Here is a 20,498-nt window from a genome sequence, read left to right as displayed (position 1 = left end):
CCGACACCCTGAAGCCCCTCACCCCGCCCCCGAGCCGGGACGACGCACCTCACCTCCCGACCACGCGCCCCCCACCGTCGTACGGTGCCTTCATGGCATCCGCCACACCTCCCCCCACCACCGACGACGTCATCGTCATCGGATCAGGATTCGGCGGATCCGTCAGCGCACTCCGCCTCGCCGAAAAGGGCTACCAGGTCAGAGTCCTCGAAGCCGGACGACGCTTCGAGGACGGCGACCACGCACCCTCCACCCGGATCGACCGCTTCCTCTTCGCCCCCCGGATCGGCCTCTACGGCATCCAACGCATCCACCTCCTGCGCGACGTCCTCGTCCTGGCCGGAGCCGGCGTCGGCGGCGGCTCGCTCAACTACGCCACCACCCTGTACGAACCGGTCTCCGACGCCTTCTACCGCGACACCCAATGGGCCGCGATCACCGACTGGCGGGCCGAACTCCAGCCCTACTACGCCCTCGCCCGCCGCATGCTCGGCGTGACCACCAACCCCCTGACCACCCCCGCCGACGACATCCTCCGAGCCGTGGCCGAGGACACCGGGCGCGGGCACACCTTCCGGCCCACCCCCGTCGGCATCTTCTTCGGACGAGACGGACATCTCGAACCCGGCGTCTCCGTCCCCGACCCCTACTTCGACGGACAAGGCCCCGGACGCACCGGCTGCCTGCACTGCGGGGACTGCATGTCCGGCTGCCGACACGGCGCGAAGAACACCCTGCGCAAGAACTACCTCTACTGGGCCGAACGGAAAGGTGCCCACGTGCAGGACCTCCGCACCGTCACCGACATCCGACCCCTGCCCGGCGGCGGATACGAGGTGACCAGCCGTCGCACCGGACCGCTGTGGTCCCACCCCGACCAACGGCGACACCGGAGTGAACAGGTCGTGATCGCCGCCGGGACCTGGGGGACCCAGACCCTCCTGTCCAGGCTGAAGGACGAAGGATCCCTGCCGAGGATCTCCGCCCGCCTCGGCGACCTGACCCGCACCAACTCCGAGGCCCTCTGCGGGGCCAGCACCGGGACCCGGCCCGGACCGGCCGACTTCAGCCGAGGCATCGCGATCACCTCCTCCTTCCACCCCGACGAAGCCACCCACATCGAACCCTGCCGTTACGGGCGCGGTTCCAACCTGATGGGTCTCCTCACCACGCCCATGACCGACGGAGGCGGACGGATCCCGCGGTTCGTGAAATGGCTGGGACAGATCGCCCGCCACCCGGACCGGGTGCTCTCCGTGGCTCTCGGACTGCCCCACTGGTCCGAACGCACCTTCATCACACTGGTCATGCAGAACCACGACAACTCCCTGACCGTGCGCGGACGGCGCAGCCGGTGGCGTGGATGGCACCTGTCCTCCCGGCAAGGACACGGGCAGCCGAACCCGCGATGGATCCCCGAAGGACACCGCACCGCCCGGGAGATCGCCCGCCGGATCGGAGGATTCCCGCTGTCCAGCATCGGTGAGCTCGCCGACGTGCCGATGACGGCGCACTTCCTTGGCGGGTGCGTCATCGGGGAGACCCCGGATCACGGCGTGGTCGACCCGTACCACCGGCTGTACGGGTACCCCGAGCTGCACGTCGTGGACGGCTCGACCGTCTCGGCCAACCTCGGCGTCAACCCGTCGTTGACGATCACCGCCCAGGCGGAACGCGCGATGTCCTTGTGGCCCAACAAAGGAGAACCCGACAACCGACCTGCACCGGGCGAGGGGTACCGGCGCCTGCCCCCGGTGCTCCCGACCGACCCCGCACTGCCCGGATGGCTGCCCTCCCCCCACCCCGATTCCCCCGTCGACTCCGCGACATGTTGAACTTGAAAGAATCACCAACCGACGAGGACGGGCGGGACGATGCAGCGCAGGACCTGGCAACGCGCCGCCCTCAGCCTGCTCGGCGCCGCCCTCGTCGCCCTCTGCGCAGGCAGCGCCACCCCCGGACTGTCGCCCTTCACCGCCGACCGGCCCACCGTCGCCGACCGGCCCTACGCCGGCGACCGCGACCCCGCACACCGCCTGGACCTCTACCTCCCCCGAGAACGCAGCGGACCGTTCCCCCTGGTGATCTTCGTCCACGGGGGCGCCTGGTCCTTCGGTGACAAGGCCATGCCCCTGCGCAGCAACTACGGCAGACTGCGCAGCCTGCTCGCCGACCACGGTTACGCCGTCGCCAGCGTCCGCTACCGCTTCGTGGACAAAGCGGCCTTCCCCGCCCAACTGCACGATGTGAAGGCCGCCGTCCGGTATCTGCGCGGCCACGCGGCAGAGCTCGACCTCGACCCCCGCCGGTTCGCCGTCGCCGGGGACTCCGCCGGAGGACACCTGGCCGACCTGGTCGGACTGGTTCCCGACCACCGACCGGCCCCGACCCCGACCGACGACCCCGGGACCGACCCCGACGGGAACGACGAACGCCCGGCGCGGCCGGTCGAACCGGACCTGGAAGGAGAACTCGGCGACACCACGGTCTCCAGCGCCGTCCAAGCCGTCATCAGCTATTACGGCGTCTCCGACCTGGTCGGGCTGTTCGACGACCGGGACCATGCAGGCTGTCGCAGCCGATCCCGCGGGGAGAAGACCGCCGAGGGCAAACTCGTCCGTGGCGACCCCGAGCACGGCGAAGGCCGGATCGCTGCCACCGCCGCCAGCCCCCTCACCTACGCCACCCGCACCCGGGTGCCCATGCTCTTCCTCCACGGCACCCGGGACTGCATCGTCCCCCACGCCCAGTCGCAACGTATCTACGACGCCGTGCGGGCCCACGGCTCACCCACCGAACTGGTCCTCGTTCCCGGCGGACACTCCGCACCCCGGTTCTACGAGGAACCGGAGATCCAGAGCAAGGTCGTGGAATTCCTGGCTCGCCATCTCGCCCCGGCGGACCACGGCTGACCCGGGGCAGGTCAGCGACGTCCCTCCAAACGCAATCTGACCGGACGCAGCGCTCGCGGCACACCGGTCGAACGCAGCGCGGGCAGATACGGCCGCGCCCATGTCGGCCGGAGCGTGCTGAGTCGGGGCATCGCGAACAACCAACTCAGACAGATCCGGTCGGCGACTTCCTTCACGGTCACCGAGAGCAGCACGATCGCGGCGGTCACGACCAGGGGATACATCCACACCCCCGATTCGGAGGCGAGCAGCGCCCGGTCCAACTCGTACAGGGGGCCGCTCTCCACCGTGGACAGCACCATCACCGCCAGGTAGTGCAGGGTGTACACCGGCAGGGTGCGACGTCCCATCCAGGCGAGCAGCCGGGTGCTGCGGGCAGCGAACTGCGCGGTCAGGCAGGCCGCGGCGAAGACGGCGGTCACCCCGGCGAGGGCGGTGAAGGTGTGGAAGGCGTATTCGGCGAGCCCCAGCTGGGTGAGCCCGCGGGCGATCCTCATGGAGAGGCTGGCGGCCGCGATGCTCAACAGGGCCGACCGCCCCGGGTAACGGTTGACCAGGGCGACACCCTGACGGGCGTACACCCCGACGCCGAAGAAGAAGGCCAGGTGCGGGATATTGGCCCACAGCCCGTTGTCGACCGACCAGATCAGGCTGCTGGTCCAACCGATCGCGAAGAGCACCCCGAGCACCAGCGCGGGCGGTAGCCGACGAAGCGCGGAGAGGATCAGGGTGTACCAGCACAATCCGGCCAGGAACCACAGGGTGCTGTAGGGGATGAGGAGCTGGACGGCGAAGGTGCTGGGGGCCGGGGCCTGGGCCATCGTGGTCGCATGCAGCGCGACCGCCGCGACCGTGTAGAGCCCCAGCCAGAGCGCGTAGAGATAGGCATTGGCGATGATGCTGCGCCGGGTCCGCCTGCTGCACAGCCCTTCCCTGATCCGTGAGCTGGCCAGCCAGCCGGAGATCACCAGCAGGGCCGGCATCCTCACCACTTGGAGGACGGAGTTCACCCCCGTCCAGAAGTCGGCTGCCCGGCGCCCTTCGGCCATCGGCAGGTAGTGGTAGAGCCCGACGTGCATGAGGACCACCATCATCACGACGGCTCCTCGGGCGGCGTCGACCCAGGGCATACGTTCGCGACGCCCCGCCGGGGCGAGCGCAGTGGTCTGTGCGGTGGAACGGACGACGGCCGGGGCGGGCTCGGTGGGGGAGGAGGTGAGGTCGACGGACGAACCGGGGGGGATCGGGGGGAGGCTTCCCCGCCGACGGAAGGTGGGATGGCGGACGGTCGCGATGAGGAGGTGGAGTGGTCTGCGTGGGCCGCGGGCCATGGCGAGCTCCTGAATCTCGGAGATGTCCAGACTCGACCGCTTTGCTAGGAAAAAGCTGTGAGTACTCGGTGATTCCCGGCAGAGCGGGCGTATGTCGGTCTTCGAGATGATATGCGGCGGCGCCGGAGTGGTGGGAACCACCCCGGCGCCGCACTGTCCGAGAGGTGCCGGTGCGCGCTCGGCTGCACTGGGTCGGACATACCCCTCCCCTGTGGAATACGCCCGGGAGGGTTACCCGGTTGCACGGATCCTGGTTTTTCCTCCCGGACGGTGGCCGCGGTCAGGTCTGCGTCGGCACGGGGGTCAGTGTCCGGCCTGGGTGTCCGTCTCCCGGATGGCGCGGGGTTCTTTGGCGGCGGCCTTGTCGGGGTCGTTGCCGGGTCCGCCGCCGGCCTGGCCGCGCTGGACCTCGGCCTTGATGCGGGCGCCGATCTGTTCGTCGACCTGCGACCAGTACCAGAAGGCCCGTTCCAGGACGGGCTCGCTGACTCCTTGCAGGAGGGCGCCGGCGACGGTGTGGACGAAGCGGTCCCGTTGGGCGTCGTCGAAGACTTCCCGGACGAGGGTGCCGGCCTGGCCGAAGTCGTCGTCCTCGATCCGCAGGGTCTGGGCGCAGCGGACCATCTCTCCGTCGGCTTCCCACCGGTCTTCGACGGGGCCTTCGATGTCGGAGTAGGGGCGGCCGACCGAGTTGGCGGCGTAGGTGGCCTGGGATCCGCTGTGGTGGTAGCGCATCGGGCCGTCGAAGGTGTAGACGTTGAGCTTTTCCATGACCTCCGGCAGGGGCTGGTTCACCGGCAGCTGGTCGTGGTTGACGCCGAGCCGGGCTCGGTGGGCGTCCGCATAGGCGAAGACCCGGGCCAGGAGCATCCGGTCGGGGGAGAAGCCGATCCCCGGGACGATATTCGACGGGGCGAAGGAGGCCTGGTCGACCTGGGCGAAGAAGTTCTCCGGATTGCGGTCCAGGGTCATCCGGCCGACTTCGATCAACGGGTAGTCCTGGTGGGACCAGATCTTCGTCAGGTCGAAGGGATTGAAACGGTAGGTTTTCGCTTCTTCGTAGGGCATGATTTGGACGCTGAGCGTCCAACTGGGGTGGTCGCCTTTCTCGATGGCGTCGAACAGATCGCGCCGGTGGAAATCGGCGTCTTCTCCGGCGATTTTCTCCGCATCTGGCCCGGCCCAGTTCTCGACACCCTGGTTGCTGTGGAAGTGGAATTTCACCCAGAAGCGTTCACCCTCGGTATTGGTCCACATATAGGTGTGGCTGCCGTAACCGTTCATGTATCGCCAGCTACGGGGGAGGCCTCTGTCACCCATCAGGTAGGTCACCTGATGGGCGCTCTCGGGATTCGTCGTCCAGAAATCCCATTGCATGTTCTGGTCACGCAATCCGGAGTTCGGCAGGCGTTTCTGGCTGCGGATGAAATGGGGGAATTTCATCGGGTCGCGGAGGAAGAAGATCGGGGTGTTGTTGCCGACCAGGTCCCAGTTGCCTTCGGTGGTGTAGAACTTCAGGGCGAACCCGCGGACGTCTCGCCAGGTGTCGGGTGACCCGGCTTCTCCGGCGACGGTGGAGAAGCGGGCCAGCATGCGGGTGCGGGTTCCGGGTTGGAAGAGCGCGGCCTTGGTGTAGCGGCTGATGTCGTGGGTGATGAGGAGTTCCCCGAAAGCACCCGAGCCTTTGGCATGGGGTTTCCGGTCGGGGATGTTCTCCCGGTTGAAGTGCGCCAGCGAGGTGACCAGGGCGTGGTCGTGCAGGAGAAGGGGTCCGTCGGGCCCGAGGGTGAGGCTGTTCCGGTCGCTGACCGCAGGTGCGCCGTTGATGAGTGTGGAACCGGAGCGGTCGGTATGTGAGATGGCGGGATTCTGTGCGTCGGTCATGAGGGCTCTCCTTCGTCTGGTGCCGGTCGCCTGTCCGCCCGGGGGGACGGCGCGGGGTCTTCCAGCCGCGACACGACGGTGCGTGCCGCTGGGTGCCGCACCTCCAGCCGACCACAGCGTGTCCTGAAATGCACGCTGACAGCGATGGTTTCTTCCGATGGGAGTGATAGGGACCAGGTGCAGGACTCTGTGGTGGGGATTCGCCCACGGAATGTGACCTGCAAGAATCGTGTTTTGCCGACTATCGGCGGGTTGCGTGCTCCGGCGGGATACGGGGTCTTCGAAGCCCTACTCCCGACCGGTGGCGAAGTGCTGATTCAACAGGGTGATTCGTCGTGCGCCGGAAAGTGAATACAATTCGGATTCGGCGACATGCCGGGCCAGCGGAACGGAACTGTTCGCGGGGCGAGATCACACGCATCGGCGAAGGCGAGATCTGCTGGCGTCGCATCCGCGACGAGGGGAGTCCGGGGTGGTTGGACACCAGGTGTGCGATCAAGGTGTCGGAACTTCACCGGGAGCTAATCGGCATCGCCAGGCCAGTGTGTCCCGGAACCTCCGAAGATATCGGTCTCCCCGGGAACTGAAGGAAGGTGAGAGCGTGGCAGCCCAGGTGAATGACAGCCCTACCCGTGATCGACGTGCCCAGCGCCGCCAAGCGACATATGACGAGATGATGGGCATCGCGCGTGGCGCCCTACAGGAAGGACGACCACTGTCCTTGCGCGCGATCGCTGCCGACATGGGGATGACCGCTCCGGCGCTCTACCGCTATGTCGACTCTCATGCGGCGTTGCAGGAAGCCCTCGTCAACTCGATCTACGCCGATGTCATAGCGGAGATGGAGAACCAGGTCGCCCGGTGGCCGGAGGAGAGGGCCAGCGAGCGTTTCTTCTCGTCCATCGCGGCTTTCCGCGAGTGGGCGCTGTCCAAGCCGGAAGAGTTCCGGTTGGTCTTCGGACAGCCACAGTCCCACTGGGACCCGGATGCCGAGGAGGAGTCGGTGCCTCGTGCGATCCAGTTCCTCCTGCATTTCGCGCGCTGTCTGAAAGCTCTGCTCGACCAGGGCAAGATCTCGGCTCCGGCTGAGCAGTCCTTGCCTGCCGCCGCGCCGATGATGATCCGTAGCCACCTGGGTCCGTGGTTGGACACGCAGGCGGTGCCGGACCTTCCGGCGGACGTGTGGTGGTCTGCGCTGCGGGACTGGGTCATGTTGTGCGGGGTCATCCGGATGGAGGTGGATGGTCTGGTGCCTTCCGAGGTCGTCGCCGATGCGGCGATCTTCCAGGAGGCTCTGCGGTGCTGCGCCTTGCGTGCGGGCGCTGACGATGCTGCGACCAGGGTCGGGCTTTCCGAGGCATTCGGTCGGTCCTGACGGCGGATTCGGCGCCTTCCCTGGGACATGATGGGGGAGGCGCCGACCGGGCGTCGGTCCGATGCCCTCCGACCTGGGAGCGAGATGGGTTCAAGCCAGGCCCGCCTGTGGTGTGTCCTCGTCGTGGCGGGGGTGGTGGCCGGTTCGGCAGGATGTGGTGGGGCCGGGGTTCCGGCCGGGGGTGCACCGGGTCCTTTGCCGACGGCGTCCGGGGTGTTGGAGCCCTCGGATTCTCGGGCCGCTTTCGAGCGTGCGGCCCATGCTTTTCGTGAGCAGCGCACTGTTGCGGTGAACTTCTCCGTTGATCGGGTGGATGGGCAGCCGGTGCGTCAGGTGTTGAATCCCACGGTGCGGCTCGATCTGCGTGATGAGCGTAAGCCGGTGGCTTCTCTGGCGTTGAGTATCTTGGCCAGCAATGTCGCCGTGGGGGATCGGGTCTATCGGCAGCAGGCCGATGCTGATGGTTCGTCCACGGTCTGGGTGTCGGACCCGGAGCCGCGCAGCCCGGTGGAGTTCGTGCTGTGGAAGCCTGATTCGCCGAAGGTCCGGGTGAGCGCGCTGGGTCAGGAGATGGTCGCGGACCGTCCGGCTCGTCGTTTCCGGGTGTACGACCCGGCTCTCTATTCCGGTCCGACGGTCGGCCCGTTGCCCTCGACGACGGGTCCGGGGGCAGCGTCCGGGCCGTCTTCGCCGACGTCGGAGGCGGGGGTCGGCGATTACGACGAGTTCTGGTTGGGGGACGACGGACATCTGCTGCGCATGGTCTCGGTGATGGGGCAGTTGCGGCTCACGTCGACTCGTATCGAGTACGGGGGCGATCTACGGGTCGATGTTCCGGATACGACGAAGGCGATCACTGCCGAGGAGTACCGCCGTCGCCGGCCGCCGGGGGAGGGCGTTGCGGGGCGCTGATCGGGGGAGGTGGATGCTGGCCCGTCGACCGGCGGTGAGTTCCGGGATGCCTTTCTTTCCGATTCAATATCTCGAAATGGGGTTATATGGCCTTATTTGTACTCGGGCGACGAATATATGTTTTTGGGGTGTTTGATATGGGGCGGGGTATGGCTCTGCGGGGGGCGCCCTGGGCGGCCTGGCGAGAAAATAATAGCGCCTCGATTCCCTTCGGGGACATTCAATTTCCGCAGTGAAGGGTGATTATATTCCTTCTTGGTGCCCCGGGTGTCGGGTGTGGAGCCGCAGGGATCCTCGTCTCGTCCGGATCTCATCAAGCGTTTGCGTCCGGCGAACTTTGCGAGGATCGGCGGCTACGGTTCGGGGTAGGGGAAGGGTGGGGGATTTGGGTGCTGCGAGGCTTAGGTCCGATCGAAGGGCGCCAAAAAGATGCTCTTAAAGCCGCACGGGATGTGTCATATATTTTGAAGTATTTACAGGGGTAAGGAATTTCGTCGTGTTAAATTGAAGGCCATTCTCGGGGTCCGGTCATCTGCAGCTCGGCGATCTGGCGATAGTCGACGGGGTGATTCCGAGGATGTACCGATGCGTGCGCGCCGATCCTGATCGCAGCATTTCAATGTGCCCTGAGATGCCGCTGACCAGGACGTCGGCCCTCGCGGGGCGAGATCGACGTGGATTCTCGCCGATAGGGATTGTTGATTCCTATTTCGATCCTTTGCTTTTCCCGCCTATGGCATGTGTGGACACGCCATAGGCGGGAGCAGAGGTGGACCCGACGGTGGACCCGGCCCCGATCAGCCCCGATCCTGAGCCTTGGCGGAGAGCTCCCCCTCCGGCAGCACAATCTGCCCCTCGGAAGGCCCACCGGCCTCCACCGGCACCTCGGCCCCGGCGGCGAAGGCATGCCCCTGCTCGACGTCCAGATGCGTCTGCGCCTTGTTCGTCAGACAGAAGACGTACACCAACAGGGACACCCCGATGCACGCCGTGACATAGGCGATGAACACCGGAACCATCTGAGCCGACTTCATCGCCTGATAGATCATCGGCGCAGTCCCTCCCACCAACGAATTCGCCAGACCGTACCCGAGGCCCACACCCAGCGCACGCACATGAGCCGGGAAGAGCTCGGCCTTCACCAGCGCATTGATCGAGGTGTAACCGGTCAACACGACATATCCGCCGCAGATCAACAGGAAGGAGACCACGGCATTCGTGCTCCGCGGCAGATAGGTCAACAACACATAGGTGTAGACGAGCCCACTCGCGCCGAAGAAGACCAGCAACGGTTTACGCCCCACCCGGTCGGAGAGGATCCCACCCACCGGCTGGAGGAGCATCAAGAAGATCAGACCCAACAGGTTCACCCACGTCGACGTCATCGTGGCGTCCTTGAAGGTGGCCTTCACGATCGCCGGGGCATTCACGCTGTAGGTGTAGAAGGCCACCGTGCCGCCCAAGGTGATCAGGAAGCACAACAGCAACGGACGCCAGTAATGGGTGAACAGCTCGACGATCGACCCCGAACGGTGATCACGCCCTTCCTTCGCCGCGGCCAGCGCCTCCTCGGGCAGCGACTCGTCCATCGTGCGGCGCAACCGGAAGACCACCAGCGCCGACAGACCACCGATCGCGAAGGGGATCCGCCAACCCCAGTCGAGGATCTGCTCCTTCGAGAGCACCGACAGCAGGATCAGCAAGGTGAACTGGGCCAGGACGTGCCCGCCGACCAGAGTGACGTACTGGAAGGAGGAGAAGAAACCCCGCCGTTCCTTCGTCGCCGCCTCCGACATGTACGTCGCCGAGGTGCCGTACTCCCCGCCGGTCGCGAACCCCTGCACCAGACGGCACAGGATGAGCACCACGGCGGCCAGGGCACCGATGCTGGCCTGGGTCGGAGTGATCGCGATGACGAACGAACAGGCCGCCATCAAGGAGACCGAGAAGGTCAACGCGGCACGTCGCCCGTGCCGGTCGGCATATCTGCCGAAGTACCAGGACCCCAACGGGCGCATCAAGAAGGTCAGGGCGAAGACCGCGTAGGCGTACAGGGTCGAGTTCTTGTTGCCAGGGTCGAAGAACTGATGCTCGAAGAAGCTGATGAAGACCGTGTACGTGTAGACGTCGTACCACTCGACCAGATTGCCCAACGAGCCCTTCACCGTGTTCAGGATGGCGCGGCGGGTATCCGCAGGCGTCGATCGGGATGCCGAGATGGGCGAGGAGGGAACAGGTGGAACAGACAAGGGGTCAACTCCTGCGGGTGGATGTGATCAGACGTGCAAGCTACCAGCGAGTACGTCGACACACAGCAGGAAAGAGGTCCCGGATCAGGCAGTACCCATCAAAGCGAGCAACACACCACCGGCCACCACCGAAGCGACCTGACCAGCGGCATTGGCTCCCATGGCATGCATCAGCACGAAGTTGTCGAAGTCCTCCTTCGACGCCTCCTGCTGCACCACCCGCGCCGCCATCGGGAACGCCGAGATCCCGGCGGCACCGATCAGCGGATTGAACTTCCCCCCGGAGAGCACCTTCAGGATCTGCCCGAAGAGCACCCCGGTGGCCGTGTCCAACCCGAAGGCCAACAGCCCCAGACACAGGATCGCCAAGGTCGACAACTGCAGGAAGCGCTCGCCGACCATCGTCGCGCCGATCGCCAGCCCCAGGAAGAGGGTCACCACATTCGCCAACTCGTTCGAGGTGGCCCCCACCAGCCGCTCCACCACACCCGACTCGCGCATCAGATTGCCCAGCATCAACATCCCGATCAACGGTGTCGCGAAGGGAACCAAGGTGCCCACCACGATCGTCACCACGATGGGGAACAGGATCCGCGTCGTCCGGCTGATCTCCCTCGAGGAATAAGGCATCCGGATCTGCCGGTCCTTCTTACTGGTCAACGCCCGCATCACCGGCGGCATGATGATCGGAACCAGGGCCATATAGCTGTACGCGGCCACCGTGATCGGGCCCAACATGTGCGGGGCCAGCTTTCCCGACACGTAGATCGACGTCGGTCCGTCGATGGCACCGATGATGCCGATCGACGCAGCCTCCTGGTGGGTGAAACCCAGGACCAACGCCAGGAGCAAGGTCAGGAAGATCCCGAACTGCCCGGCCGCACCCAGGAGCACCATCTTCGGGTTCTCCAACAGCGGGCCGAAATCGGTCATCGCGCCGATGCCGATGAAGATCAACAACGGGAACAGTTCGTTACCGACCCCGATGTTGTACAGGATCTGCAGCATCCCGTGCTCACCCATCAGCGGCGACAGCGGCAGGTTCGCCAGGATCGCGCCCGAACCGATCGGCAGCAGCAACAGCGGTTCGTACTCCTTCTTCACCGCCAACAGGATCAGTACCAGGCCGATCACGATCATCGTGGCCGACTGCCAGGTCACCGCCCGTACCCCGGCGAGCAGGTGGTCGAGAGTATTCGGGTCCATGCCTCAGCCGTTCCCGAGCCGGGCGAGCGCCTCGCCGTACTTGACCTGTTGACCGGCCGTGACCATGACCTCGGCCACGACTCCGTCCCGGGGTGCCTTCAGGGCGTTCTTCATCTTCATCGCCTCCAGGACCAGGACGGTGTCGCCCCGGGAGACCGTCGACCCGACGGGAGCTTCCACGGTGAGGATCACGCCCGGCATCGGCGCCGTCATCAGATCGGTGCCGCCGGCGGGCCGGGCGGGGGGAGGCGGCGCGGACGGAGAGGCGGGTCTCGGCGGTGGCGGCGGGCCGGTCACTGCGGGGCCGGTCACCGGAGCACCGGACACCGGCGCGGCAGCGGCCGATGCCGTCGAACCGACCGGGACATCCTCCGCACTGGGCGATCTGACCTGCACCGACGGGGTGACCGTCCCTTTGGCGGGCCCCTGATGGTCGTCGACCTGCACCTCGATGATCCGGCCCTCTACCTGCACCTGGAAGCGGTCCGCCGACCGGTGGTCGACATCGATGACATACGAGTGGTCACCGACCGTGATCGTGTAACGGTGCATGCTGCTCACTTCCGTCGCCAGGACTGGATCTGTCGGGAACGACCGATGGAGACCCACCGGCTCGCGTACAGGTGGCTTCCCGGGGCGTGTCTCCGCATCTCCGGTCCGGCCTCCCTGCGGCGCAGGTCACGATGGCTCAGGACGGCGACCGTGATCGCGGCGATCATCTCGTCGGTCAGTCCGTCGGCCAGGACCCGCACGGTGGGTGGTGGTGTGCCTGCCGGCTCCTCCTCCGCGGGAGCTCTCTCAGCAGGAGAGGTTCTCGTCTCCGCCGCATTCCGTCCGGCGAGGGTCTCGGTCTCGGCAGGGCCGGGTGGGACGGACCCGGCGTTCGCGCCCTCGGCGGGAGGCGCAGGAGCAGGCGGCCCGTCCAACCGGCCGATCAGCAACAACAGGCCCATCAACGCGATCAGCAGGGCAAAGACCGTCCCCATGCCCGCCACGGTCATCTGCAGGCCCCACCCCAGTTCGGACATCGCTACCCCCTATACCGGGAAGAGTCCGTGCTTCTTCGGCACGGGCTGGGTGACCTTGGTGTTCAGCACCTCCAGGGCTCGGATCAACCGGGGGCGGGTCTCTGCGGGTTCGATGACCTCGTCGATCTGTCCGACGTCGGCCGCCCGGTACGGGTTGAAGAACTTCTCCCGGTAGTCGGCGACGAAACGGGCCTCCTCGGCGGCCGGGTCCGGGGCGGTGTCGATCGTGCGCCGATGCAACAGCCGGGCGGCACCCTCGGCGCCCATCACCGCGATCTGTGCCGACGGCCAGGCGAAGGCGACGTCGTTGTTCATCTGTTTGCTCGACAAGGCCACGTAGCTGCCGCCGATCGCTTTGCGGACCACGACGGAGATCTTCGGCACCGTGGCCTGGCAGTAGGCGTAGATGATCTTCGCGCCGTGCCGGATCACCCCGTCGTACTCCTGCTGGACGCCCGGCAGATATCCCGGGCAGTCCACGAAGGTGATCACCGGGATGTTGTACACATCGCACAACCTGATGAACCGGCTGATCTTGTCGCTCGAATCGATGTCCAGGCAGCCCGACATCACCGACGGTTGGTTCGCGACGATGCCGACGCTCTGCCCGTCGAGGCGGGCGAAAGCCGTGATCGCATTCGCGGCGAAGAACTCCCCGACCTGCAACAACGATCCGCGGTCGAAGATCCGGCCCAGGACGTCGACCATGTCGTAGGGCGCATTGTCCTCCGCCGGGACGATCGAGTTCAGCATCTCGTCCATCCGGTCGGGGTCGTCGTGGGCGGACAGGACGGGCGGGTCCTCGTGAGTGTTCTGCGGAAGATAGGCCAGCAGCGCCTTCACCAGCTGCAGCGCGGACTGTTCGTCGGCCGCGACGAACTGGGCCACTCCGCTGCGGGCCGCGTGGACGCTTGCGCCGCCGAGCTCCTCGGCGGTGACCTCCTCGCCGGTGACCTGGCGGATGATCTCCGGACCGGTCAGGAACATATTCGCGGTGCCGTCGACCATGATCGTCAGATCCGTCAGCGCCGGGGAGTACACCGCGCCGCCGGCGCACGGTCCCATGATGACGCTGATCTGCGGGATCACCCCGGACGCGGAGACATTCCGGACGAAGACCTCGCCGTACGCCGCCAGTGAGCGCACTCCTTCCTGGACCCGCGCGCCCCCGGAGTCGTTCAAACCGATCAGGGGGATGCCTGCCGCCAGGGCCAGGTCTTGGATACGGCTGATCTTGTTCGACTGCACCTCGGAGAACGAACCGCCGAGCACGGTGAAGTCCTGGGCGAAGACGGCGATCCTGCGCCCGTTGACCTTGCCGAAACCGGTGATGATGCCGTCACCGGGATATCGGTGCTTCTCCATGCCGAAGTCGGTGACGGCGTGGGTCGCCAGGGCGCCCAGCTCCTGGAAGGACGCTTCGTCGAGCAGGAACGCCAGGCGCTCCCGGGCGGTGAGCTTGCCCCGGGCGTGCTGGGCGGCGACCCGGTCGGGGCCGCCACCTTCCAGGGCGTGCTCGCGCAGGGCGCGCAAACGGGCGAGTTGATCGGACATCGTCGTCGTCCTCGGCTGGGGGAGAGTGCGCTGTCAGCCTAGGACCCGGAGGGGCGATCTGTGGGGAAGTTCCTTGTTGTCCAAGAAGTTTCTTGCATGAGCCTCTTGTATGGACCACTTGTAGGGGCCGGGGGCTCTCAGCGTCGACCCACGGCTTTCTCCAGTTCGGCCTTCGTCATCCGGGAACGGCCGCGTATGCCGCGACGCCGGGCCTCTTCGTAGAGCTGGTCGCGGGTGCGTCCGCCTTCACCTCGATGGGAGCGTTTCCCGCCGCGTCGGCCCGACGAGATGTCCTTGACGGAAGTGCGACTCGCCGTGCGGGTCTCCCCGGCGCGGGCGCGTTCCTTGTTGACCGTACGGGCGGCGATCTCCTCGGCTTCGTCCTCGTCGTGTCCCCGGTCTTCCAAGCTGTCCTTGATGTGGTCGTACTGGCGCTCACGTTTGGCGCTCCAGGATTTCTGCGGCATGACTCCTCCTCCGCTGGTCTCCATCGTCCACAGGTGTTCACCCGGGTGGCTACCCAGGTCGGTCGGGGGTGAAACGGTGCGTTAGTTCTCATTTCCGAAGGGCCCGAAGAAGTTTGTGCCCGGGGCAAAGGGGAAGAGCTCAGCTGAGACCATCGACCGATGTTGAAGAGGTGAAGAAATGTCTGACGACCCGACGAGGGCGGCTGCAGGGAAAACGGTCCAGGGACATGGTGGGGAAATACATCAACCCGCACAGGGCGGGCTGGTGATGACCACGGCCCAGGGTGCGCCGATCTCCGATGACCAGAATTCTCTCCGGGTAGGATCTTCCGGGCCGACCCTGTTGGAAGATTTTGTACTCAGGGACAAGATTTTCCATTTCGATCACGAACGTATCCCGGAGAGGGTCGTCCACGCCCGGGGGTACGGCGCCCGGGGGACCTTCGAGACGCTGGCCTCCCTCGGCGATCTCACCTGCGCTGATATCTTTCAGCGGGTAGGTGAGAAGACCGAGGCCTTCGTCCGATTCTCCACCGTGGCGGGCAACAAGGGATCCTTCGACCTGGCGAGGGATGTACGAGGTTTTGCCGTCAAGCTCTACACCCGTCAAGGTAACTGGGATATTGTCGGCAACAATATTCCGGTCTTCTTCATCCAGGACGCCATTAAATTTCCGGACCTGGTTCATTCCGTGAAGGAAGCGCCGGACCGGGCCTTCCCCCAGGCCCAGTCTGCTCATGACAATTTCTGGGACTTCGTCTCCTTCACCCCGGAGGCGATTCATATGACCCTGTGGCAGATGTCGGACCGGGCGATTCCCCGGTCTTTCCGTTTCATGGAAGGTTTCGGGGTGCATACCTTCCGGTTCGTCGATGCCGCCGGCGGAAGCCGGTTCGTCAAATTCCATTGGAAGCCCGCCCAGGGGCTGCAATCGGTGTTGTGGAACGAAGCGGTCAAGATCAACGGCGCCGACCCGGACTTCCACCGGCGCGACCTGTGGGATGCGATCACCTCGGGAAGCCCGCCCTCCTGGGATCTCGCCGTTCAGGTCTTCGACGACGACTTCGCGGAACATTTCGAGTTCGACGTGCTCGATCCGACGAAGATCATCCCCGAGGAGCAGGTGCCTCTGCGGGTCATCGGCCGGCTCACTCTCGACGAAGTGGTCGACAACGACTTCGCCCAGACCGAGCAGGTGGCTTTCTGCACGCAGAACATCGTCCCCGGCATCGATTTCAGCGACGACCCTCTCCTCCAAGGGCGCAATTTCTCCTATCTGGACACCCAGCTGAGCCGCCTGGGCAGCACCAACTTCACCCATCTGCCCGTCAATGCGCCTCGTTGCCCGGTGGTGCACTTCCAACGTGACGGCCATATGCAACCCACCGTCCCTGTCGGGCGCGCCAATTACGAGCCCAACGGGTGGGACGGGGAGCAGCGGGGGCCGCGGGCCGACGCCGCGACCGGTTTCACCTCGTATCCGGCAGACGAAGCAGGCCCTCGGGTCCGTCACCGTTCGCCGACCTTCGCCGATCACTACAGTCAGGCCCGGCAGTTCTGGATCAGCCAGACCGCTGTGGAGCAGGCCCATATCGTCGACGCCTACACCTTCGAACTGGGCAAGTGCGAGGTCGAGGCCGTCCGGCAGCGGATCGTCGCTCACCTGCGGCAGGTGGACGACGAGTTGGCCTCGCGGGTCGCGGCCGGGCTGGGGTTGCCTTTGCCCGATCCTGCGCCGGCCGCCGTCCCGCCACGGACGGACCTGCCGCCCTCGGACTCGTTGAGCATCCTCAAGAACGGTCCGTCCAGTTTCGCCGGTCGTCGTCTCGGCCTGTTGACCGGTGAGGGGGCGGAGGCTCGGACGGTGCTCGGGGTGAAGAGTGCGGTCGAGGCGGAGGGTGCCACCGTGCAGGTCATCGCCCCGGTCGGCGGTCGGGTGTCGTTGAGTGACGGCAGTACGCTCGTCGTGGAGCAGCTGCTCGAGGGTGCGCCGTCGGTGTTGTACGACGCGGTGGCATTGCTGCCGGGGGCGGGCAGTGTCGGCGGAATGGCCGCGAAGTCCAGCGCCCGCGATTTCGTCAGTGACGCCTTCGCCCACCACAAGTTCATCGGGTACACGGAGGCGGCACGTCCGTTGTTGGTGTCCGCCGGTGTCGCGGACCGGATGGACGAGGGCCTCCTCGATCTGGATGTCCTGGCGCCGGAGGAGTTCGTCCGGAGGTTGGCCGGGCTCCGCCACTGGGAACGAGAGGTGTCCCCTTGAGTCTTCGGCGGGTGAAGGACTCCTCTCTTTCCTTCGGCTGCTGCATGATTCGTTGAACATCCGATGCGGCGGAGCGGTCGATGCCCTCACCCAGGGCGTCGACCGCTCCGCCGTATACGGAGAAAGACCAGGCTTTTCTCCGCTTCTTCAGGCAGAATCCTTGTTTTGTGACGCAGATACGGATCAAAGAAGCCGCTGATCTTCTCGGGGTCAGCGACGACACCCTCCGCCGCTGGATCGACGCCGGACGCATCTCCGCGACCAAGGACACCTCCGGACGCAAAACCGTCGACGGCGCCGACCTCGCCGGCCTCGCCCAGGAACTCCACCGCACCGACATCGACACCGGGCAACGCACAGCCTCCGCCCGCAACCACTTCACCGGCCTGATCACCTCCATCACCTCCGACACCGTCATGTCGCAGGTCGAACTGCAATGCGGCCCCTACCGCGTCGTCTCCCTCATCTCCACCGAAGCCGTCCACGAGATGGACCTGCACATCGGTGCCGTCGCCACCGCCGTCGTCAAAGCCACCAACGTCATCCTGGAAACCCCCGGAGCCACCGCATGAAAAACATCCGCCGCGCCACCCCCGCAGCACTGGCCCTCACCGTCCTCCTCACCGGCTGCGCCACCGCCACCACCCAGAACAAGAACGCCCCCACCGGACCGGTCACCGTCTTCGCCGCAGCCTCCCTCAAAGGCGCCTTCACCGAGATCGCCCGAGAACACCCCGACCTGAAGGTCACCTTCAACTACGACGGCTCCAACAGCCTCGTCGACCAACTCGCCGGCGGAGCCAGAGCCGACGTCCTCGCCACCGCCGACACCAAGAACATGGACAAGGCCCAGGAGAAGAAAGTCACCGCCGGCGACCCGAAAGTCTTCGCCGGCAACATCCTCGTCCTCATCACCCCCAAGGACGACCCCGGACAGATCACCGGCCTCGACGCCTCACTCACCGGGAAGAAACTCGTGACCTGCGCCGCCGGCGTCCCCTGCGGCAATGCCACCAGGACCCTCGCCGAAAACCTCGGCCTCACCCTGCAACCCGTCTCCGAAGAGACCAAGGTCACCGACGTCCGCGGCAAGGTCGAATCCGGCGAAGCCGACGCCGGGATCGTCTACGCCACCGACGCCAAGGCCTCCGGCGACAAAGTCCGCACGATCGCCGTCCCCGGCTCGGACAAGGTCGTCAACCGATACCCCATCACCCTGGTGAAAGACGCCGACCACGAAGGCACCGGAAAAGCCTTCATCGCCGCCGTCCTCTCCGACAAAGGACGCCAGATCCTCGCCAGACACGGCTTCACCACGCCGTGAACCCGACGACCCACCCCCACGGGCAGCCGTTACCCCGCTGGCTCCTGCTCCCCGGCGGCATCGCCCTCACCTTCGTCGCCCTCCCCCTGGCCGGCATCGCCACCCGCATCCCCTGGGCAAGAGTGCCCCACCTGCTCACCTCACAGACCTCCCTGGACGCACTCCGACTCAGCCTGACCACCTGCCTCGCCTCCACCACCCTCTGCCTGGCCCTCGGCCTCCCCCTCGCACTCCTGCTCTCCCGATCCCACCACCGCTGGACCACCCTCGTCCGCACCCTGGTCACCGTGCCCATGGTGCTCCCACCCGTCGTCGCCGGCCTCGCCCTGCTCACCACCCTCGGCCGACGCGGCCTACTCGGCACCACCCTGTCCACCTGGGGCATCGAAATCGGCTTCACCACCCTCGCCGTCGTCCTCGCCCAAACCTTCGTCGCCATGCCCTACCTCGTCACCGCCGTCGAAGGCGCACTCCGCGCCGCCGGACACGACCGGGAAGACGTCGCCGCCACCCTCGGCGCCTCACCCACCTTCGTGCTCACCCGAATCACCTGGCCCACCATGCTGCCCGCCGTCGCCTCCGGAACCGCACTGTCCTTCGCCCGATCCCTCGGCGAATTCGGCGCCACCCTCACCTTCGCCGGATCCCTCCAAGGCGTCACCCGCACCCTCCCCCTGGAGATCTACCTCCAACGGGAGAGCGACACCGACTCCGCCCTCGCCCTCGCCCTCGTCCTCATCATCGTCGCCGCCGCCACCGTCGCCGCCACCGGCTGGGCCGCCCGCCTCACCCCCAGGACCACTACCCCATGACCACCCCGGCACTCGCCGTCCACGCCCGACTCACCGACCGCGACCTCCACCTCGACCTGGACGTCCGACGCGGTGACACCGTCGCCGTCGTCGGCCCCAACGGCGCCGGCAAGACCTCACTCCTCCGACTCGTCACCGGACAACTCCGCCCGACCACCGGCACCGTCCACATCGACGGCGACCTCGTCAGCGGACCGGAACGGCACCTGCCGACCCACCGACGCCAGATCGCCCTGCTCGACCAGCGGCCACTCCTCTTCGACCACCTCGACGTCCTCGACAATGTCGCCTTCGGACTGCGCGCCACCGGCACCCGGCGAGCCCCCGCCCGCACCCGCGCCCGCGCACACCTGGACAAGGTCGGCTGCGCCGCACTCGCCGACCGGCGCACCTGGCAGATCTCCGGCGGTCAGGCGCAACGCGTCGCCCTCGCCCGCGCCCTCGCCACCGAACCGCGGCTGCTCCTCCTGGACGAACCGATGGCCGCGCTCGACATCACCGTCGCCGCCAGCACCCGCTCCCTCCTCCGGGAGATCCTCACCGACTCCGAACGCACCGCGCTCCTCGTCACCCACGACGTCATCGACGCCCTCGCCCTCGCCGACCGTCTCGTCGTCGTCGACGAAGGACACATCGCCGCCGAGGGGAAAGTCACCGACCTCCTCACCCGCCCCCGCACCGCCTTCCTCGCCGACCTGGTCGGCGTGAACCTGCTCCACGGCATCGCCACCGGACCGGACCGCATCGACCTCGACGGCACCTCTCTCACCGGGATGCCCACCGGTCACCCCCTGCACGTCGGCCGGGAAACCCTGGCCACCATCCCCCCCGCAGCTGTCGGCGTACACCTCGTCGACCCCGGCGGCAGCCCCCGCAACCACCTGCCCGCCGTCGTGACCGGCGTCGAACCGCGCGGCGCGCTCGCCCGGGTGACTGCGGCCCTGCCCGGCGGGGACATGATGTCGGCGGATCTCACTGCGGCCGCCGTCGTCGAGCTCGATCTCCGCCCAGGTGTTCCCGTCCGTTTGGTGGTCAAGGCGACCCAGGTCTGCTTGTACGAACGGTGATCACCGTACCTCTGGCAGCCGAAGACATTGAGACATCAGATCTTTCGGAGTTGAAGGGTGTGCGCGGCCTCTGAACAGGTAGGTTCGTGTCGCGCGTGTTCGACATATGTGGTC

At 66.5% G+C, this 20,498-nt stretch carries 17 protein-coding genes; 9 read left to right on the top strand and 8 right to left on the bottom strand.

Annotation, left to right across the window (positions count from 1 at the left end; all coding sequences use genetic code 11):
- Positions 1-92 precede the first annotated feature (92 nt).
- Complete coding sequence (locus tag AUCHE_RS09900; protein ID WP_006503166.1) at positions 93-1,835, top strand: FAD-dependent oxidoreductase; 1,743 nt, start codon at positions 93-95, stop codon at positions 1,833-1,835.
- 39 nt (positions 1,836-1,874) lie between these two features.
- Positions 1,875-2,912, top strand: coding sequence for an alpha/beta hydrolase (locus tag AUCHE_RS09895; RefSeq protein WP_006503165.1), 1,038 nt, complete (start codon positions 1,875-1,877; stop codon positions 2,910-2,912).
- A gap of 11 nt (positions 2,913-2,923) precedes the next feature.
- Here AUCHE_RS09895 and AUCHE_RS09890 read toward each other — a convergent pair whose 3' ends face one another.
- Positions 2,924-4,243 (bottom strand): acyltransferase family protein, encoded by a 1,320-nt coding sequence (locus AUCHE_RS09890; RefSeq protein WP_006503164.1) that lies wholly within the window; start codon positions 4,241-4,243, stop codon positions 2,924-2,926.
- Positions 4,244-4,546: 303 nt separating this feature from the next.
- Positions 4,547-6,127 (bottom strand): catalase, encoded by a 1,581-nt coding sequence (locus tag AUCHE_RS09885; protein ID WP_006503163.1) that lies wholly within the window; start codon positions 6,125-6,127, stop codon positions 4,547-4,549.
- 601 nt (positions 6,128-6,728) lie between these two features.
- On the opposite strand from AUCHE_RS09885, the gene AUCHE_RS15705 reads away from it, so the two are divergent.
- The gene (locus AUCHE_RS15705) at positions 6,729-7,502 is read left to right on the top strand and encodes a TetR/AcrR family transcriptional regulator (protein ID WP_006503162.1); all 774 of its coding nucleotides are present in this window, start codon (positions 6,729-6,731) and stop codon (positions 7,500-7,502) included.
- Between the two features lie 84 nt (positions 7,503-7,586).
- Positions 7,587-8,414 (top strand): hypothetical protein, encoded by an 828-nt coding sequence (locus AUCHE_RS09875; RefSeq protein WP_006503161.1) that lies wholly within the window; start codon positions 7,587-7,589, stop codon positions 8,412-8,414.
- Between the two features lie 797 nt (positions 8,415-9,211).
- Here AUCHE_RS09875 and AUCHE_RS09870 read toward each other — a convergent pair.
- The 6 genes from AUCHE_RS09870 to AUCHE_RS09845 form a co-directional block, all read right to left on the bottom strand.
- Positions 9,212-10,663, bottom strand: coding sequence for an MFS transporter (locus AUCHE_RS09870; protein WP_006503160.1), 1,452 nt, complete (start codon positions 10,661-10,663; stop codon positions 9,212-9,214).
- An 84-nt stretch (positions 10,664-10,747) separates the two neighbouring features.
- The gene (locus AUCHE_RS09865; RefSeq protein WP_006503159.1) at positions 10,748-11,869 is read right to left on the bottom strand and encodes a sodium ion-translocating decarboxylase subunit beta; all 1,122 of its coding nucleotides are present in this window, start codon (positions 11,867-11,869) and stop codon (positions 10,748-10,750) included.
- Between the two features lie 3 nt (positions 11,870-11,872).
- Positions 11,873-12,421, bottom strand: a complete 549-nt coding sequence (locus AUCHE_RS09860; protein ID WP_006503158.1) for an acyl-CoA carboxylase biotin carboxyl carrier protein subunit — start codon at positions 12,419-12,421, stop codon at positions 11,873-11,875.
- A gap of 5 nt (positions 12,422-12,426) precedes the next feature.
- Positions 12,427-12,897 carry an OadG family transporter subunit gene (locus AUCHE_RS09855; protein ID WP_006503157.1) on the bottom strand — a complete coding sequence of 157 codons (471 nt, stop codon included), beginning with the start codon at positions 12,895-12,897 and terminating at the stop codon, positions 12,427-12,429.
- 9 nt (positions 12,898-12,906) lie between these two features.
- Entirely contained in the window at positions 12,907-14,451 is a 1,545-nt protein-coding gene (locus AUCHE_RS09850; protein WP_006503156.1) for an acyl-CoA carboxylase subunit beta, read from the bottom strand.
- Between the two features lie 137 nt (positions 14,452-14,588).
- A complete protein-coding gene (locus AUCHE_RS09845; RefSeq protein WP_006503155.1) occupies positions 14,589-14,918 on the bottom strand; it encodes a hypothetical protein in 330 nt (109 codons plus the stop codon).
- Positions 14,919-15,096: 178 nt separating this feature from the next.
- Between AUCHE_RS09845 and AUCHE_RS09840 the strand changes: the two genes are divergently transcribed.
- The 5 genes from AUCHE_RS09840 (at position 15,097) to AUCHE_RS09820 (ending at position 20,384) form a co-directional block, all read left to right on the top strand.
- Entirely contained in the window at positions 15,097-17,181 is a 2,085-nt protein-coding gene (locus tag AUCHE_RS09840; protein WP_006503154.1) for a catalase, read from the top strand.
- Between the two features lie 167 nt (positions 17,182-17,348).
- On the top strand, positions 17,349-17,753 hold the full coding sequence (locus AUCHE_RS09835; protein ID WP_006503153.1) for a TOBE domain-containing protein: 405 nt from the start codon (positions 17,349-17,351) through the stop codon (positions 17,751-17,753).
- On the top strand, positions 17,750-18,505 hold the full coding sequence (gene modA / locus AUCHE_RS09830) for a molybdate ABC transporter substrate-binding protein (RefSeq protein ID WP_006503152.1): 756 nt from the start codon (positions 17,750-17,752) through the stop codon (positions 18,503-18,505). Before AUCHE_RS09835 ends, modA begins: the two co-directional genes overlap by 4 nt.
- Positions 18,502-19,317: an ABC transporter permease gene (locus tag AUCHE_RS09825; protein ID WP_006503151.1), complete on the top strand. Its 816-nt coding sequence runs from the start codon at positions 18,502-18,504 to the stop codon at positions 19,315-19,317. Before modA ends, AUCHE_RS09825 begins: the two co-directional genes overlap by 4 nt.
- A complete protein-coding gene (locus tag AUCHE_RS09820; RefSeq protein WP_006503150.1) occupies positions 19,314-20,384 on the top strand; it encodes an ABC transporter ATP-binding protein in 1,071 nt (356 codons plus the stop codon). The genes AUCHE_RS09825 and AUCHE_RS09820 overlap by 4 nt, the downstream gene beginning before the upstream one ends.
- Positions 20,385-20,498: the final 114 nt, after the last annotated feature.

Origin of the sequence: Austwickia chelonae NBRC 105200 (assembly GCF_000298175.1) — a bacterium.
Taxonomy (GTDB): Bacteria; Actinomycetota; Actinomycetes; order Actinomycetales; family Dermatophilaceae; genus Austwickia; species Austwickia chelonae.
The sequence above is the reverse complement of the archived record's forward strand: the minus strand, read 5'-3'. Positions and strand labels throughout refer to the sequence as shown.

Excerpts from the sequence above, each read along its gene's own strand:
- AUCHE_RS09820 (WP_006503150.1), top strand. The coding sequence starts at position 19,314 with ATGACCACCCCGGCACTCGCCGTCCACGCCCGACTCACCGACCGCGAC.
- AUCHE_RS09895 (WP_006503165.1), top strand. The coding sequence starts at position 1,875 with ATGCAGCGCAGGACCTGGCAACGCGCCGCCCTCAGCCTGCTCGGCGCC.
- AUCHE_RS09890 (WP_006503164.1), bottom strand. The coding sequence starts at position 4,243 with ATGGCCCGCGGCCCACGCAGACCACTCCACCTCCTCATCGCGACCGTC.
- AUCHE_RS09875 (WP_006503161.1), top strand. The coding sequence starts at position 7,587 with ATGGGTTCAAGCCAGGCCCGCCTGTGGTGTGTCCTCGTCGTGGCGGGG.
- AUCHE_RS09855 (WP_006503157.1), bottom strand. The coding sequence starts at position 12,897 with ATGTCCGAACTGGGGTGGGGCCTGCAGATGACCGTGGCGGGCATGGGG.
- modA (WP_006503152.1), top strand. The coding sequence starts at position 17,750 with ATGAAAAACATCCGCCGCGCCACCCCCGCAGCACTGGCCCTCACCGTC.
- AUCHE_RS09900 (WP_006503166.1), top strand. The coding sequence starts at position 93 with ATGGCATCCGCCACACCTCCCCCCACCACCGACGACGTCATCGTCATC.
- AUCHE_RS09860 (WP_006503158.1), bottom strand. The coding sequence starts at position 12,421 with ATGCACCGTTACACGATCACGGTCGGTGACCACTCGTATGTCATCGAT.
- AUCHE_RS09845 (WP_006503155.1), bottom strand. The coding sequence starts at position 14,918 with ATGCCGCAGAAATCCTGGAGCGCCAAACGTGAGCGCCAGTACGACCAC.
- AUCHE_RS09865 (WP_006503159.1), bottom strand. The coding sequence starts at position 11,869 with ATGGACCCGAATACTCTCGACCACCTGCTCGCCGGGGTACGGGCGGTG.
- AUCHE_RS09885 (WP_006503163.1), bottom strand. The coding sequence starts at position 6,127 with ATGACCGACGCACAGAATCCCGCCATCTCACATACCGACCGCTCCGGT.
- AUCHE_RS09840 (WP_006503154.1), top strand. The coding sequence starts at position 15,097 with ATGTCTGACGACCCGACGAGGGCGGCTGCAGGGAAAACGGTCCAGGGA.
- AUCHE_RS09850 (WP_006503156.1), bottom strand. The coding sequence starts at position 14,451 with ATGTCCGATCAACTCGCCCGTTTGCGCGCCCTGCGCGAGCACGCCCTG.